Source organism: Zunongwangia profunda SM-A87 (assembly GCF_000023465.1).
Lineage (GTDB): Bacteria > Bacteroidota > Bacteroidia > Flavobacteriales > Flavobacteriaceae > Zunongwangia > Zunongwangia profunda.
The window spans coordinates 3,961,414-3,976,703 of record NC_014041.1; the positions used below are offsets into that span (position 1 = coordinate 3,961,414).

Here is a 15,290-nt window from a genome sequence, read left to right on the forward strand (position 1 = left end):
ATTCGATCTAACTCTAATACTTTTTATATTTCTTCTTTAAGACTTATTTCTCCTTTTGATTTTTCTCCTTGCTCACCTAAAACAATAAGGACATAATCATTTACTGGTAGTGCGATCTCTAGATCATCAGAATTTTTCGTCTTTAAATTAAGAACCGGCACTGCATTCTTTTTATAAATATCGAATTCTTCTTTATTATAAATTTTAGCAAGTAAAGTAGTCTCTAAATTGAAGTTTCTTAAATTCAGTTTATAGTTTTTAAACTCTTTTTCTGGATAAGTATTTTTTAAATTGGTGGGTATATTATTTATTACATAATAGTCATTTGTCTTTTCTTGTCCTGGAGGTAGTTCATGAAATGGTATTAAAGTGAGACCATTGGTCGTTTTATCAATAATTTCAACCTGATTTATCGTCAAAGGATTTATACCAGTGATTTCTTTGAGGTAAACAGCCATTCGCTTCCCTTTTTTGGTTGGCTTTTCCAAAATATGATCAATCCCAGCGTGTACCAGGATTTTAGCCTTTGGATCATTTTCTATTATCGCTGCAAGTTTTTTGGCTTGCCCTAATTCTCTATCTACCGCCATATCGCTACTTTCATAAGCGATAATTTTATATCCCAATTCTTTTGCGATCCTTATAAGATGTGCAAAATAGGGCTCCTGTATATAATATCCAGCACTTAATGTAGGATAAGGTCGTTCTTCAGTAATCTTTGAAGCCTGAAAAGAACTACTCAATGCTTCAAGTGCCAGATAATTAAACCCGTTCTTTTTTAATTTCTTCAGTAATTGAATTGTAAATATTCGATGTTTTGGATACCAGTGATTTTCATTCACCATAACCACATTAGTAGATTTCGACTCTTGTGAAATTTTACCAAAGGCAGCGGTATCATGATAAATCTTTGAGGTATCAATACTTGCTATATTTATTTTTTGCTTACGTATTCTTTTTTGTTCAAATACATTTATCAGGCTATCATACATAATATTATTTTGTACAAATGAATTGATAGTAGTCAAAAACTGGTATTGCATCCAATCTTGCCCAAGGCTATCTTCAACTGGTGCATTTATTAGTTTTTTACTCGCTCTTAGATAATTAATATCGTCCCTTACGTTTTCGAAAACACTGGAATAGGTTAAAGCATTACTACTATCTATCTTAAATCGAATACTTTTTAAAATTTCTTCTCCATCATTAATCACACTTTTCATAGTTATGCTGTCCTGCCTTATTAATAAGAGATAGGCCCTTTTTTGATTATTAGCAGTTTGAAATAATACCGACTTCGCCAAAGTGTCTTTTATGGGAAATTCTAAAGTATCAATATCTTTTACATACTCATTAAGAAATAAATATGCCGCATATCTCGGTGCTATCGTTGTTTCCGAAAAAGCAAGAATATCTTTCATCCTCAGGAAAGGATATTTCTTCAATAAAGATCGAAGTGAAGTTTTATCAATTTGTTCTAAAGAACCGAAATGCGTATCCCCAAAATATTGAACAGTAATTTTTGCTTTAGTATTTATAAGCCTGCTCTTATTTACGTAATTATATTTAGCCAAATGATGATAAGGACTACAACTTAAAAGGAGAAAGAAAATAAAGACTAAGAAGTAATATCTGTAATGAAGCATGATTGATAAATTTATTTTCGTAATATACAACTAAATAATTAGTTTAAAAGTTTTGCTATAACAAATGCGTGGGCAAAGTAGTATTACTGTAATCCAAATTCATTATTTTAGCGCCTTATTAGTTAGTTCATTTTTTGAAAAAAGGGTAGCAGAATTATGAAGCAATATCACGACTTATTACAGTATATTTTAGATCATGGAGCAGAAAAAGGAGATCGTACCGGCACGGGTACTAAAAGTGTTTTTGGCTACCAGATGCGATTTAATTTAAGTGAAGGATTCCCGATGGTCACCACTAAAAAAGTACATTTAAAATCGATCATTTACGAGCTACTTTGGTTTTTAAAAGGAGACACTAACATTAAATATCTGCAGGAAAATGGCGTTAGAATTTGGAATGAATGGGCTGATGAACATGGCGATTTAGGACCGGTGTATGGCCACCAGTGGAGAAACTGGAATAGTGAAGAAATCGATCAAATTTCAGAAATTATAGAAACCTTAAAGACCAATCCTAATAGTCGAAGAATGTTGGTTTCAGCCTGGAATCCTTCCGTAATGCCGGATACTGCGGTTTCTTTTTCAGAAAATGTAGCCAATGGTAAAGCAGCACTTCCACCCTGCCACGCTTTTTTTCAATTTTATGTAGCTGATGGAAAATTAAGTTGTCAACTTTATCAGCGCAGCGCCGATGTATTTTTAGGCGTTCCGTTTAATATTGCTTCTTATGCGTTATTTACGATGATGATGGCTCAGGTTTGTGGATACGAACCGGGAGATTTTATTCACACTTTTGGTGATGTACATATTTACAGCAATCATATGGAGCAGGTAAAACTTCAGTTAAGCAGAACACCAAGAGCCTTACCTATTATGAAGATGAATCCTGAAATCACTAATATTTTTGATTTTTCGTTTGAAGATTTTAAATTAGAGGGATATGATCCGCATCCGGCTATTAAAGGCAAGGTTGCGGTATAATCAAATTTTTAATTTAAAATTGTTAGTATTATGAAAAGCGTATTGCTTATAGCAAGTTTTGTAATTGGAAGTATCACCACCGTGGCAGCACAGCAAACCTCACCAGTTTGGCCCGGATGTGAGGATAGCAAAAATGTAAAAACCTGTTTTAACAAGAAACTTAGTAAACACGTTAGAGAAAATTACAAATACCCAAAAAATGACGCCGGTGAATATGTTCGCGGTGAAGTGACCATCAAATTTGAAGTTGATGAAGAGGGTAAAGTAAATGTTTTAAATATTGAAGGTGACGAACCTTTAGTAAATGAAGCGGCTAAAGAAATGATCGAAAAAATGCCAAAAATGGAACCTGGTACACTTCAGGGAGAACCTGATGCGCGCGAATTTACTGTTCCATTTAAATTCTAATAAAAATTACCAAACTATATTATCTTCAGTTTTTATGAAAAATCTACTATTTACCATTTGCTTGTTGGTGAGTTTTATAAGTTGCGGACAAGAGCATGTAAAAACTGAAGGTAATACGGTTACTGTTTCAGAAATAGCTCCGGTGTGGCCTGGATGTGAATCTCCTACTAATGATCAGGACGACTGCTTTCGTAAGAAATTCCTGGAACTGGTAAAAACTACTTATAAATACCCTCGTAAAGAAAACGGTGATTTTATTCGTGGCAAAGCCACTATCAAAATGCATATCGATGAAAAAGGAGTGGCACAAATCGATAAAATCGAAACCAAAGAACCCGAAATAAAAGTAGCATTAGAAAAAATGCTTAAGGAATTACCTAAAATGACCCCCGGTAAAAGAGCGGGAAAATCTATCTCAATAAAATATACGATACCGGTTAAGCTTTAAAGTTTGCAGTACAATTAACCTACAGATTAATTATTTAACCCTGATTCATTTTTTTCAACAAATACGAAATAAAAAATCTAAGCTCTAATTTCTTAGTTCTCAATTCTAAAAGGGAAGCGGTCTAAATTCTAATATCTAATAGCTCAAAATAACGTTTTTCAACTCGCTACTAGCACTATTCCTTTTTTAACTTGGGATTAACGCTGGTGAAAACTTATCACTTCTAAAAAATTGTAAATTTGAGAGATACGCACAAATCGCAGACCTCTTTTTATGCTTTTACAATCTGAATTATTAGATTTCTTCAATGAAACCAGAGCAAAATCTGAACTTATCTGTTCTTTTTTGGAAACTGAAGATTACGTGGTTCAACCTATCGTAGATGTTTCTCCGCCTAAGTGGCACTTGGGACACACTACCTGGTTCTTCGAAGAATTTGTTCTAAAACCTTATAAAAGCGGATATCAGCTTTTTGATAATCACTCTGCTTATGTTTTTAATAGTTACTATGAAAGTGTAGGTGAAAAAGTAATTCGTACCGATCGAGGAAATCTTTCGCGCCCAACCGTTGCCTGGGTGTATAAATACCGAAATTATGTTTCTAAAGCATTACAGGATTTTATTGAATCTGAAGATTTAAATAATAAAATTCTTGAGGTGATCGAGATTGGTTGCCATCATGAAAAGCAACATCAGGAACTTCTCTATACCGATATTAAATATATTTTAGGCAATAATCCGCTTTTCCCTAAATATAATGACCAGTTTGAAGAAAACCCAATTCAGGATTTTCCCCAGCAATGGATTACTATAGATAAAGGAAATTATGAGATTGGGCATAACAGTACCGATTTTTGCTACGACAATGAGCTTGGCAGACACAAAGTTTACTTAGCCGATTATCAAATTTCAAATAAACTGGTTACTAATAAAGAATATATCGAATTTATCGAAGACGGAGGATACAATGATGTTTTACTATGGCATGCTGAAGCTTGGGATTGGATAAATTCCAATCAGATTTCAGCCCCATCTTATTGGCATAAAATCGATGACGCATGGCAACAGTTTACCCTACAGGGACTACAAAAATTAATTCCCGATGCACCGCTAAGTCACATTAGTTATTACGAAGCTTTTGCTTTTGCTCAATGGAAAGGTTTACGCTTACCTACCGAACAGGAATGGGAAGTTGCAAATAGCAAATTTAACTGGGGATTACGTTGGGAATGGACAGAAAGTGCTTATACTCCCTACCCCGGCTATATAAAAGCCCCAGGAGCTTTAGGGGAATACAATGGTAAATTTATGGTGAATCAAAAAGTCCTTCGAGGAGGCTCTGTTGCCACTTCAAAAAAGCATACAAGACCCACCTATCGCAATTTTTTCCATGCGCCATTACGTTGGCAATTCACAGGAATTCGCCTTGCTAAATAACCATCAACCTAGATTATGAAATCCACACCTACTACCACAAAATACGATACTGCTTTTGAAGAAGATGTTGCCAAAGGTCTAACTAGCTTCCCAAAGTATCTGCTTTCCAAATATATTTATGATAAAAAGGGTGATAAGCTGTTCCAGCAAATCATGAATATGCCAGAGTACTATTTAACCAATTGTGAACTGGGCATTATAGAACAGCATACTGCTTCCATTGCCGATTCTTTTAATGGTAAAAACGGATTCGATTTAATTGAACTCGGCGCAGGAGACGGCAAGAAAACCAAGGTTCTACTGAAACATCTGGTAGCTAAACATTATGATTTTAATTACTTACCGGTAGATATTAGCCAACATGTGTTAGACGAACTGGAAGAAGCCCTAAAAACTGAAATCCCTGGGGTTAAGATCAGAACCCAGCAAGGTACTTACTTTAAAACTTTGGAAAAATTGGCCGACTATAATTCGCGTAAAAAAGTGATTATGGTGTTGGGATCTAATATTGGAAACCTTTTACACGAAAAAGCCATCGATTTTTTAAAAAATATCTGCGAAGCCATGAGCGAAGAAGATATGTTATTTATGGGGTTTGATCAGAAAAAAAATCCCCAACAGATCCTCGATGCTTATAATGATCCCCATGGAATCACAGAAGCTTTCAATAAAAATCTTCTGGTACGGATGAATAATGAATTGGATGCCGACTTTAATATTGAGGATTTTAAACACTGGGAAACTTACAATCCTGAAACGGGGACAGCTAGTAGCTATCTGGTAAGCAGCAAGCAACAACAGATTAAAATCGACAAACTGGGCTTAACTATTCATTTTGATGCCTGGGAAACTATTCATACTGAAATTTCTCAGAAATATGATGATCATATTGTACAGTGGCTGGCGAAAGAATCAGGGCTTGCTGTTACGGATGAATTTAGCGATTCGGAAAACTGTTATAAAAATTATATCTTTAGAAGGAAAACTTTTTAAAGCTACAATCAACACCCTATACCATGAAAAAGTTACTATTCCTTTTTTCGGCAATTCTTTTAAGTTTCGCGTTTATCCCGGTACAGAATCATTCTGAAACATCAGAAAATATAGCTTTACAAGAGTTTATCCCGCAGGGAAAAATCAGCTTTTCTGAGATAGAATCGATTGAAAAATCTGCTATAGATACTAATTTTGAAACAAAACTCACATTTGTTGATATCGAAGACGGTAATGTAATAAAATATCTTTCAGAAAAGACCAAAATAAAAAGTGACCTCGCGTTTAATCAAAATGAATATCTCAAAATTGTTAAGCTAAAAGGAAGTTTTGCTTACGATATAAAAAAGACTTTAAAAAACATCGAGTTTGGGACGACTACAACAACACATCCTGATTTTATTCTAAATACTGAAGAGAATAGCATTGCACTTGATAAAAATATCTATTCATTTTCCGCTAAAATGAGTATTGAACATTCAGAAAATGCTTTTAACAGTGCCTGGACGGGGTTTGTATATACTAACGGACAATCTAAAGTAGTTTTAGCAAAACTTGAAGATAATCGCTTCGGAATTTTGATTCAGCAACCAAATAAAAAACCTCAGGTTTTTATCGAAAATCAGTAATTATGAAAGCGATCTGGAAAAATACGGTTATTGCGGAAAGTACTGAAACCAAAACGGTAGAGAGCAATCATTATTTTCCCATGGAAAGTATTAAAAAGGAATATTTTAAAAATAGTAAAAAACAAACACGTTGTCCCTGGAAGGGATTAGCTTCCTATTTCACTATAGAAATTGATGGTGAGAAAAACGAAGATGCCGCCTGGTATTATCCAAAAACCAGTCATGCTGCCAAACCTATCCAAAATCACGTCGCCTTTAAAAATGGTGTCGAGATAAAAGTTTGAAAATTAGTTTTTTTACGCAAGTGAAAAAATCTTACCTATTTAACGATAATAATCACAAAGACTATGAGATTTTGAGTCAAGTTGAAAATAAAGACTTGTAATGTTCTTTTTATCAAAAAATAAACTATTTTTTATAAGCTTTCAGCGCCTTTACCAAAACCCCTAGTTCTTCTTCTGTATTAAAATAGTGAAAACTTACACGCAGTCCTTCTCCACGTTGTGAAACAATAATGTCTTTTTCCCGCAAATATTGATATAATTTATCGTCGCCTTTAATATTAAAAATGGATGAATGCTCGCCTCTTTTTACAACAGCTTCTTCCAGCAAATTCATTTCGGTAAAGACCTGCTTGGCGTGGCTTTTTAAAACATTTACCAGACTTTCAATGGTTGAAATTCCAATATCTTTTATCAATTTAAGAGCTTCACCTAAACTTCCATAGTTTAGCGTATCCTGATGCCCTGGCTCAAATTTTCCAAGAAAGTTACCTTCCTGTGCTTTATATTTTCCCTGCAACGATCCAAAACCTAAATGCTTTGGAGATATTTTACCTTCAATATCTTTGTTGAACAGCATAAATCCATTTCCGTAGCCGGCATTTAACCATTTATAGGTACTTGAAATAACGACGTCTATCCCACTCGCATCAAAATCAAAAGCCTCTGTTCCCAAAAACTGTGTCCCATCGGCCACAAAAATCACTTCTGGAAAGTCCTTTTTAAGCTGGGTGAGAAAAGCGGTACTTAGTTTAATTCCGTTAATATATTGAACGATACTAAAAGCAAAGAACTGAGGCTGTTCTTTCTTTAAAACCTCAACAATGTTTTCCTCTAAAAATTCATTGATTTCTGCATAACAAATCTCAAAATCTCTGGATTCTACCGGCCAATTGATCGATGGATAGTCATTATTTAATAACAATACTTTTTTAGGCTTTTCAATACCTTCTAAAAGCGTATTAAAGCCATACGAAAAGTTAGGCACCAATCCTACCCTGTTTGGTTCGCAATTAAAAGATTCCCCAACCTCTTCACGTACTTTCGCTAAAAGTCGACCCTGATTTTCTTTCAGCACACTTCCGGAGATCAAAAAGTCTAAATCATGTTCCTGCCTGAACTCTAAAACTTTTTCGTGTAGTAGACCGGAAGCTGCAGTGTTTAGGTAGGTGTATCGCTCTAAAACGGGAAAGCCTTTTCTTAAATTACTCATAAGCCTTAAAGAATTCAGTTCTAAAAATGTAAATTTGTTAAAAGCACTAAAGTACCTTTATTTATGTTCTCTAAAAAGAAAAATACTTCTAAAATGGATGCTGAACAACGGGAGTTGTACGAAAACGCCAGAAAAAGAACACTTCAGAAAAAAAGACTATTTCAGCATTTTATCGTATTTCTTGGCGCTTCGATTTTAGCTATTATTCTAAACGTGGTTATTGGCTTTAAAGAAGAATATCAACCTTTAGGCTACGACTGGTTTGTTTGGATCGTCCTTATTTGGGGGTTTATCTTTTTAATTCATTTCTTTAATGTGCTTTTGGTTAACACCTTTATGGGTAAAGAATGGCAGGCCAAACAAATTGAGAAACTGGTCGCCAAACAAAAAGAGAAAATTGCCAAATTACAGCAGCAGGTAGAAAAAGACCATCCGTTACCAACTAAAGAAAGCAAAAAAAGTTTTCCCGAAAATAAAGACCCTAACGACAAGTTCAAGCCTATTTCCCCAGACAATAAACCAGACCAAAACTACAATCACTAATTTATGGTAACCATGATCGCGGCTGCAGCCGAAAATAATGCGCTAGGAAAAGATAATGACCTGTTATGGCGCCTGCCAGACGACTTCAAACGTTTTAAAAAGTTAACCAGCCACCATCCTATTATTATGGGGCGAAAAACTTTTGAAAGTTTTGATGGATTATTACCAAACCGAACTCATTTTGTAATTACACGAAACGAAAACTACGATCCCGGGAAAGGGGTGTATGTGGTAAAAAGTTTATCCTTAGCCCTAAAGATCGCGCAGGATTTAGATGAAAATCCTTTTATAATTGGTGGTGGTGAGATCTATAAAATGGGACTGGAAAGAACCGATAAAATTGAACTTACCCGTGTTCATGAAAGTTTTGAAGATGCCGATACTTTTTTTCCTGATATCGCAGAAGAAGAATGGAAGTTAACTGAAGAGGTTTTTCACGAAAAAGACGAAAAGCATAAATACTCTTTTAGCTATCTTACTTATGAGCGTAAATAAAGGCTACAAACCACTTTTTAAAATTATTGAAGAAAAAAGCAACTTAAAAATCAATAATATCGCTCCATTATCCGGCGGCGACATTAATGATGTGTTTTTACTAAACACTTCGGAAGGAAAGAAAGTAGTAAAAGTTAATAGTGCTATAAGGTTCCCAGGAATGTTTGAAGCTGAAATGGCAGGAATGAAAGCCCTAAAAGCAACTAACGCGATCGACGCTCCTAAAATAATAGATGTCTATACTAAAGGGGACTACTCCTGTCTTTTAATGGAATATCGCGAGACCGGATCTAAATCATCAGATTTTTGGACGGTTTTTGGTAAACAAATGGCTCATTTACATAAAAATACACAGCCCAATTTTGGCTTTTCTGATGATAACTATATTGGCAGCTTGCCGCAACGTAATAATGCACATAAAAATATTGTAGATTTTTATATTGAAGAGCGACTTCAACCTCAATTTAGATTAGCTACTGAAAACGGATATAGTTTAGGAGATACTAAAAAATTCTGTTCAGTATTATATCATCTCATCCCACAGGAAAAACCAGCTTTAATACATGGTGATTTATGGAATGGTAATTACCTGGTGAATGCTAACGGCCACCCTTGTCTTATTGATCCGGCCGTAGCTTATGCGCCACGGGAAATGGACTTATCCATGATGAAGCTTTTCGGCGGATTTTCCGAAGAATTATTCAATACATATTTTGAAGAGTTTCCGGTAGAAAATGATTTCGAAGAACGTGTCCCTATCTGGCAACTTTATTATTTACTCGTCCATCTTAATCTATTTGGAAAAGGATATTTAGGCTCCTGTCAAAATATTGTAGCCCGCTTTACCTAATTTCACAATTCTTAACAGCACTGCATTTGTTTTTAGCAATTTATTAGCTGCAAAGCTCTACACTGAATTGTACCTTCATAATAAATTAAAAAACTATGAGTACAGAAAATTTAGAATATAGCGAAGCCAGAAAGAAATTAAAATCTCTAGTAGACGATATTAAAACCTGCATGATGGTAACCAATATTGGTAGTAAACCAGTAGATGCCATACCAATGACCACGAAGAAAATTGATACTGAAGGGAACATTTGGTTTTTAAGCGGCTTAAATAGTGACCATAACACCAATATTGTAAAAGATAACGATGTCCAGTTATTATATAGTGATGTTAAGGATTTCGAATTTATCAGCATTTTCGGAAAAGCAGCTATAGTAACCGAAAAAGACATTTTGGAAGATCTATATAGTAAAGTAGATGACACCTGGTTTAGAGGTACAGATGATCCAAATTTAAGTGCAATCAAGGTAAATCCAGAAGAAGCCTATTATTGGGATACGAAATCCAATAAATATGTTTCATTATTCAAAATGGGGGTATCTGCCATTACCGGGGATCAAAAAGATATCGGAGAAAAAGGAAAATTAGAATTATAAATACCAAAGTGTATTTGATGAAGGACCTCATAACTGTATTTTGTTGTGAGGTCTTTTTTATTCTTACTATTTTTGCTAAAATTTCACCGTTTTATATTTTAAAAAAACGGCGCATTAATTTATAATTTCGCGTTTCTATCATAGGTTGATGAAGACCGGAACAGCTATTAAACCCTGATCGAAGGGATAAAAATTAGAAAATGAAAGCATATGTTTTTCCCGGACAGGGAGCACAATTTTCAGGAATGGGAGCAGATTTATACGAGAAATCTGCTGAAGCAAAAGAACTGTTTGAAAGAGCTAACGAAATTTTAGGTTTCTCTATAACCGAAACCATGTTTAAAGGATCTGCCGAAGATCTAAAACAAACTAAAGTTACCCAGCCTGCAATATTTTTGCATAGTGTTATTTTAAGTAAAGTATTGGGAGCAGACTTTAAGCCAGATATGGTAGCGGGACATTCTCTAGGAGAATTCTCTGCCTTAGTTGCTAATAATACTTTAGAATTTGAAGATGCACTAAAGTTGGTTTCGCAACGTGCTTTAGCGATGCAAAAAGCATGTGAAATTACTCCATCTACCATGGCTGCGGTTTTAGGTTTAGAAGATGAGTTAGTAGAGGCTGTATGCGCAGATACAGAAGGAATAGTAGTTGCGGCAAATTATAACTGCCCAGGGCAGTTAGTAATTTCTGGTGAAATTTCTGCAGTTGAAAAAGCCTGTGAAAGCTTAAAGGAAAAAGGAGCTAAACGCGCCTTACTACTTCCTGTTGGGGGTGCTTTTCATTCACCACTCATGGAACCGGCAAGAAAAGAATTGGCTGCTGCTATTGAAGCTACAACTTTTAAAAACCCTTCTTGTCCTATCTATCAAAATGTGAGTACTAACGCAGTAACCGATCCTACAGAAATCCAGAAAAATCTGGTATTTCAATTAACAGCTCCGGTGAAGTGGACACAATCTGTACAAAATATGATTAAAGACGGCGCCACAAGTTTTACGGAAGTTGGCCCGGGAAAAGTGCTACAAGGATTAGTAAAAAAAGTAGATCGTAAAATGGAAACTGCCTCTGCTGCGATTTAATTTTTAAAAGAAAATATTTCAGTAAACTACCTCATAATGGCACATGAGGCATTTATTAAAAAATTCGATCTCGATAATCGAGTAAAAACGCCTAATCCTGGGATTAGGCGTTTTTTAATTCATGAATTTTTCACGCCTCTTCTCAATGCTAATGACCAAGACTTAAAACAATACATTTAGTGTATCAATTTGCAATGTTGTACCCTTTAATTATCATTCTCACGGCTAAAATTTACCAAACCTATCTATTTTTTTGCATGTAATACACAATTTTAGTTATTCCTAAACTTTAAATAAGTTAATTTGAAATCAATTATTTTAACAAATAAATATTTATTAACATTTTAAATTTAATTAAATACATGATTTATCAAAAATTAACTATTTATAATTATTAATTTGGTTTTTAATTAGTGTTTTTTCATATTTGTTAACATACTAATTCAAAAACTATATTATGACAAGAAAACTACAAGGCTTTTGGACCTTATTGTTTTTATTCTCCTTTTGTAGCATGTTTGCTCAGGATAGAACAATTTCAGGGACAATTACAGACGACCAGGGTATGCCTTTACCTGGAGTAAACGTCAGGATTAAAGGAACCTCAAGTGGAATCCAATCCGACTTTGATGGAAACTATTCAATTCAGGCACAAAAAGGCGATGTCATCGTTTTTTCTTTTGTAGGACTAAAAACAGCAGAATACACTGTTGCAGATGTTAATACTATTGATGTAATAATGGAAGCCGACCAGGCCCAGCTAGATGAGGTCGTTGTAACAGCATTTGGGATTTCCAGAGAGAAAAAATCATTGGGATATGCCGTATCCGAAGTAAGTAGTGAAGATTTAGAATCCAGAGCTGAAGGCGATGTTGGCCGGCTTTTAAGCGGGAAGGCTTCGGGAGTACAGATTACACAACAAAGTGGTATTTCAGGCTCAGGAACCAACATCATCATTAGAGGATTAAGTTCGTTTAGCGGTAGTAACCAACCCCTGTTCATTGTAGACGGGGTTCCTTTTAGTAGTGACACCAATGCGCAGGGCGATTTTGTTCAGGGCAACAGTGGAGGTAGCAGGTTTTTTGATCTGGATCCAAACAATATCGAAAGCGTAAACGTCTTGAAAGGACTTGCTGCTTCTACACTTTACGGGACCCAGGGTAGAAATGGAGTAATTCTAATTACCACCAAAAACGGCAGTGGTGCTGCCAGTCGTAAAAAACATGAGGTTACGGTAACCTCATCGATATTTTTTAACGAAGTGGCTTCTATTCCAGATTACACCATGAGCTACGGCGGTGGCTTTGACCAGGCCTTTGGTTGGTTTTATAGTAACTGGGGACCAAGCTTTGAAAAAGATGGTGTTGCCGGTTGGGGTTCTGATTCGGCTATAGACGAAAACGGCTATTTACCCCACCCCTATTCTACCGCAAGTTCGGGAACAGGTATTCCTCAGGCATTCCCAGAATTCGCAGATACACCATACCCATGGCAGCCGTATAACAGTGTAGAAGAATTCTTTAGAACGGGCGTTGTTTCGAATACCAGTATTAACTTCTCCGGTTCTTCTAACGACGGTAAAGTCACCTACAATTTAAGTGGTGGTCATTTAGAAGATGAAGGCTTCACGCCCGAAAATAAAGTAGTACGTAACAACCTGGGGATAGGAGGAAAAGCAGAGCTAGCTAATAATTTTATTATCGATGGAACTTTGAACTTTTCGCAAACAGATTTTAAATCTCCACCTGTTTCCGCAGGTGATGGTAATACCGTTTTTGGAGGTGGTGGATCCTCGGTTTTTTCTAACGTCTTCTTTACTCCTAGAAACGTAGATCTCATGGGATTACCTTATCAAAACCCGTTAACTGGGGGGAGTGTTTATTACCGCCAGGCTAACGACATACAGCATCCTTTATGGACAGTTTATAATGCTAGCTCACAGCAGCTTACCAATAGAGTCTATGGAAGTGCAGGAATTACTTATAACTTTACAGATAACTTAAATCTTACTTATCGACTGGGTATCGACCTTTATAATGAAGGTAACTCCAGTTATCAAAATAGAGGCGGATCTACCTCGAACACCAGAATAAGAAGTGGTTTTTACGACACCTGGAACAATGCTAACACCATTTGGGATCACAATCTTACCTTAAACGGGATGTATGACCTTTCTGAAAAAATTGGATTAAACTTTAACATTGGAGCAACAACCAGAAGAACAATTTACGATCGCCAGGGAGTTAGCAGCTCTAACCAGCAAGTCTTTGATGTATTGCGTCATTTTAACTTTATGTTACAAGATGAAATTCAATATTCTGAAGAAAGAAATATAGCTGGGCTTTATGGACAGGTAGAACTAGATTATAATCGATTTTTATATCTAACCATAAACGGCAGGAACGATTGGGTTTCGAACCTTGCTAAGGAGAATAGGTCTATTTTCTATCCAGGGGTTAGTGCTTCTTTTTTACCCACCTCGGCATTCTCAGGACTTAGCAGCGATGCTCTAGGCTTTTTAAAACTAAGAGCAGGTTTTGGAACTTCGGCGAACTTCCCATCTGGATATCCTATTGCAAATCGATTATCCCTAGATACCCAAAGATGGCTGGACGATTCTGGTAACCTGGTTGTAAGTAATACTACCAACAGTGTTCTGGGAAATCCCGATCTAGAGCCAGAAACAATGACAGAAATCGAGTTCGGTGTGGAGTCCAATTGGTTTAAAAACCGCTTTACCTTAAATGCTTCTTACTTTAATCGAATTACCAAAAACCTCCTGGTTAATCGCAGTCTAGATGCCTCTACCGGTTATACGAGTGTTAGAACAAATATTGGTGAAATTAATGTGGAGGGATTAGAGATTGAAGCAGGATTGGACATTTTTAAAAATTCAGATGAGGGTGCTTTCAACTGGAGGATTAATGCAAATTTTAGCACTATAGAACCAACAGTGAAAGATCTTGGACAGGACACAGATATTATTGTTTATGCCGGTTTCTCTAATCTGGGGAATGCTGCCATTGCAGGTAAACCATTAGGAACTATAGTTGGATCTCGAATATTAAGAGACGATAACGGGAATTTTATTACAAACAGTCAGGGAGATTACGTGGTAGAAGCGGGACAATTTGAAATTGGTGATCCAAACCCAGATTATACCTTAAATGTAAGTAGTAATATTTCGTTCAAAAATTTTAGCCTTAATGTACTGTTTACTCATGTATCAGGCGGCGATATTTACAGTCAAACCATCGCAACTTTACTAGGTCGAGGCCTCACTACAGATACTGATAACCGTATTAATCCCTTTATTTTACCAGGGATAAATCAGGACACTGGAGAGCCTAACACAATCCAGATCAACAATTCCCAGTATTATTTTAGTAACATTTTATTTGGACCAGACGAGCTGCAAATTTACGATGGCTCTGTGATAAGACTCCAGGAAGTATCACTGGGCTACTCCTTACCCAAATCATTTTTAGAAAAAACTCCTTTTGGATCTCTATCACTAAAAGTGTCTGGCTATAATCTTTGGTATGATGCTTACAATACCCCAGATGGTATAAACTTCGATCCCAATGTTGCCGCGTTAGGAGTAGGAAATGGACAGGGATTTGATTTTTTAAGCGGACCTAGTTCGAAGAGATACGGAATTAGTATCACCGCTTCATTCTAAAAACTA

General features: G+C 35.8%; 15 protein-coding genes. 13 read left to right on the forward strand and 2 right to left on the reverse strand.

Going from position 1 to position 15,290, the window contains the following annotated elements; translation table 11 throughout:
• Positions 1-23: 23 nt before the first annotated feature.
• Positions 24-1,646, reverse strand: coding sequence for a hypothetical protein (locus ZPR_RS22670; RefSeq protein WP_148211764.1), 1,623 nt, complete (start codon positions 1,644-1,646; stop codon positions 24-26).
• A gap of 156 nt (positions 1,647-1,802) precedes the next feature.
• Here ZPR_RS22670 and ZPR_RS17355 point away from each other — a divergent pair, with 156 nt between their 5' ends.
• The 7 genes from ZPR_RS17355 to ZPR_RS17385 all read left to right on the forward strand — a co-directional run bounded on the left by ZPR_RS17355 (position 1,803) and on the right by ZPR_RS17385 (position 6,826).
• The gene (locus tag ZPR_RS17355) at positions 1,803-2,627 is read left to right on the forward strand and encodes a thymidylate synthase (RefSeq protein WP_013073059.1); all 825 of its coding nucleotides are present in this window, start codon (positions 1,803-1,805) and stop codon (positions 2,625-2,627) included.
• A gap of 30 nt (positions 2,628-2,657) precedes the next feature.
• Complete coding sequence (locus ZPR_RS17360; RefSeq protein ID WP_013073060.1) at positions 2,658-3,035, forward strand: energy transducer TonB family protein; 378 nt, start codon at positions 2,658-2,660, stop codon at positions 3,033-3,035.
• A gap of 34 nt (positions 3,036-3,069) precedes the next feature.
• The gene (locus ZPR_RS17365) at positions 3,070-3,483 is read left to right on the forward strand and encodes an energy transducer protein TonB (RefSeq protein ID WP_013073061.1); all 414 of its coding nucleotides are present in this window, start codon (positions 3,070-3,072) and stop codon (positions 3,481-3,483) included.
• A gap of 273 nt (positions 3,484-3,756) precedes the next feature.
• On the forward strand, positions 3,757-4,920 hold the full coding sequence (egtB, locus tag ZPR_RS17370) for an ergothioneine biosynthesis protein EgtB (RefSeq protein WP_013073062.1): 1,164 nt from the start codon (positions 3,757-3,759) through the stop codon (positions 4,918-4,920).
• Positions 4,921-4,935: 15 nt separating this feature from the next.
• On the forward strand, positions 4,936-5,913 hold the full coding sequence (locus ZPR_RS17375; protein ID WP_013073063.1) for an L-histidine N(alpha)-methyltransferase: 978 nt from the start codon (positions 4,936-4,938) through the stop codon (positions 5,911-5,913).
• Positions 5,914-5,936: 23 nt separating this feature from the next.
• Entirely contained in the window at positions 5,937-6,542 is a 606-nt protein-coding gene (locus tag ZPR_RS17380) for a hypothetical protein (RefSeq protein WP_013073064.1), read from the forward strand.
• A gap of 2 nt (positions 6,543-6,544) precedes the next feature.
• A complete protein-coding gene (locus ZPR_RS17385; RefSeq protein WP_013073065.1) occupies positions 6,545-6,826 on the forward strand; it encodes a DUF427 domain-containing protein in 282 nt (93 codons plus the stop codon).
• A gap of 124 nt (positions 6,827-6,950) precedes the next feature.
• On the opposite strand, the gene ZPR_RS17390 is transcribed toward ZPR_RS17385, so the two are convergent.
• Entirely contained in the window at positions 6,951-8,036 is a 1,086-nt protein-coding gene (locus tag ZPR_RS17390) for an aminotransferase class V-fold PLP-dependent enzyme (protein ID WP_013073066.1), read from the reverse strand.
• Between the two features lie 63 nt (positions 8,037-8,099).
• On the opposite strand from ZPR_RS17390, the gene ZPR_RS17395 reads away from it, so the two are divergent.
• From ZPR_RS17395 to ZPR_RS17420, 6 genes are all read left to right on the forward strand, one after another.
• Positions 8,100-8,579: a 2TM domain-containing protein gene (locus tag ZPR_RS17395; protein WP_013073067.1), complete on the forward strand. Its 480-nt coding sequence runs from the start codon at positions 8,100-8,102 to the stop codon at positions 8,577-8,579.
• Between the two features lie 3 nt (positions 8,580-8,582).
• Positions 8,583-9,074 (forward strand): dihydrofolate reductase, encoded by a 492-nt coding sequence (locus ZPR_RS17400; protein ID WP_013073068.1) that lies wholly within the window; start codon positions 8,583-8,585, stop codon positions 9,072-9,074.
• Complete coding sequence (locus tag ZPR_RS17405; protein ID WP_013073069.1) at positions 9,061-9,924, forward strand: fructosamine kinase family protein; 864 nt, start codon at positions 9,061-9,063, stop codon at positions 9,922-9,924. Before ZPR_RS17400 ends, ZPR_RS17405 begins: the two co-directional genes overlap by 14 nt.
• Positions 9,925-10,019: 95 nt before the next feature.
• Positions 10,020-10,520: a pyridoxamine 5'-phosphate oxidase family protein gene (locus tag ZPR_RS17410; protein WP_013073070.1), complete on the forward strand. Its 501-nt coding sequence runs from the start codon at positions 10,020-10,022 to the stop codon at positions 10,518-10,520.
• Positions 10,521-10,720: 200 nt separating this feature from the next.
• Positions 10,721-11,602 carry an ACP S-malonyltransferase gene (gene fabD, locus ZPR_RS17415; RefSeq protein ID WP_013073071.1) on the forward strand — a complete coding sequence of 294 codons (882 nt, stop codon included), beginning with the start codon at positions 10,721-10,723 and terminating at the stop codon, positions 11,600-11,602.
• A 457-nt stretch (positions 11,603-12,059) separates the two neighbouring features.
• Positions 12,060-15,284, forward strand: a complete 3,225-nt coding sequence (locus ZPR_RS17420) for a SusC/RagA family TonB-linked outer membrane protein (protein ID WP_041579050.1) — start codon at positions 12,060-12,062, stop codon at positions 15,282-15,284.
• The last annotated feature ends 6 nt before the right edge of the window (positions 15,285-15,290 follow it).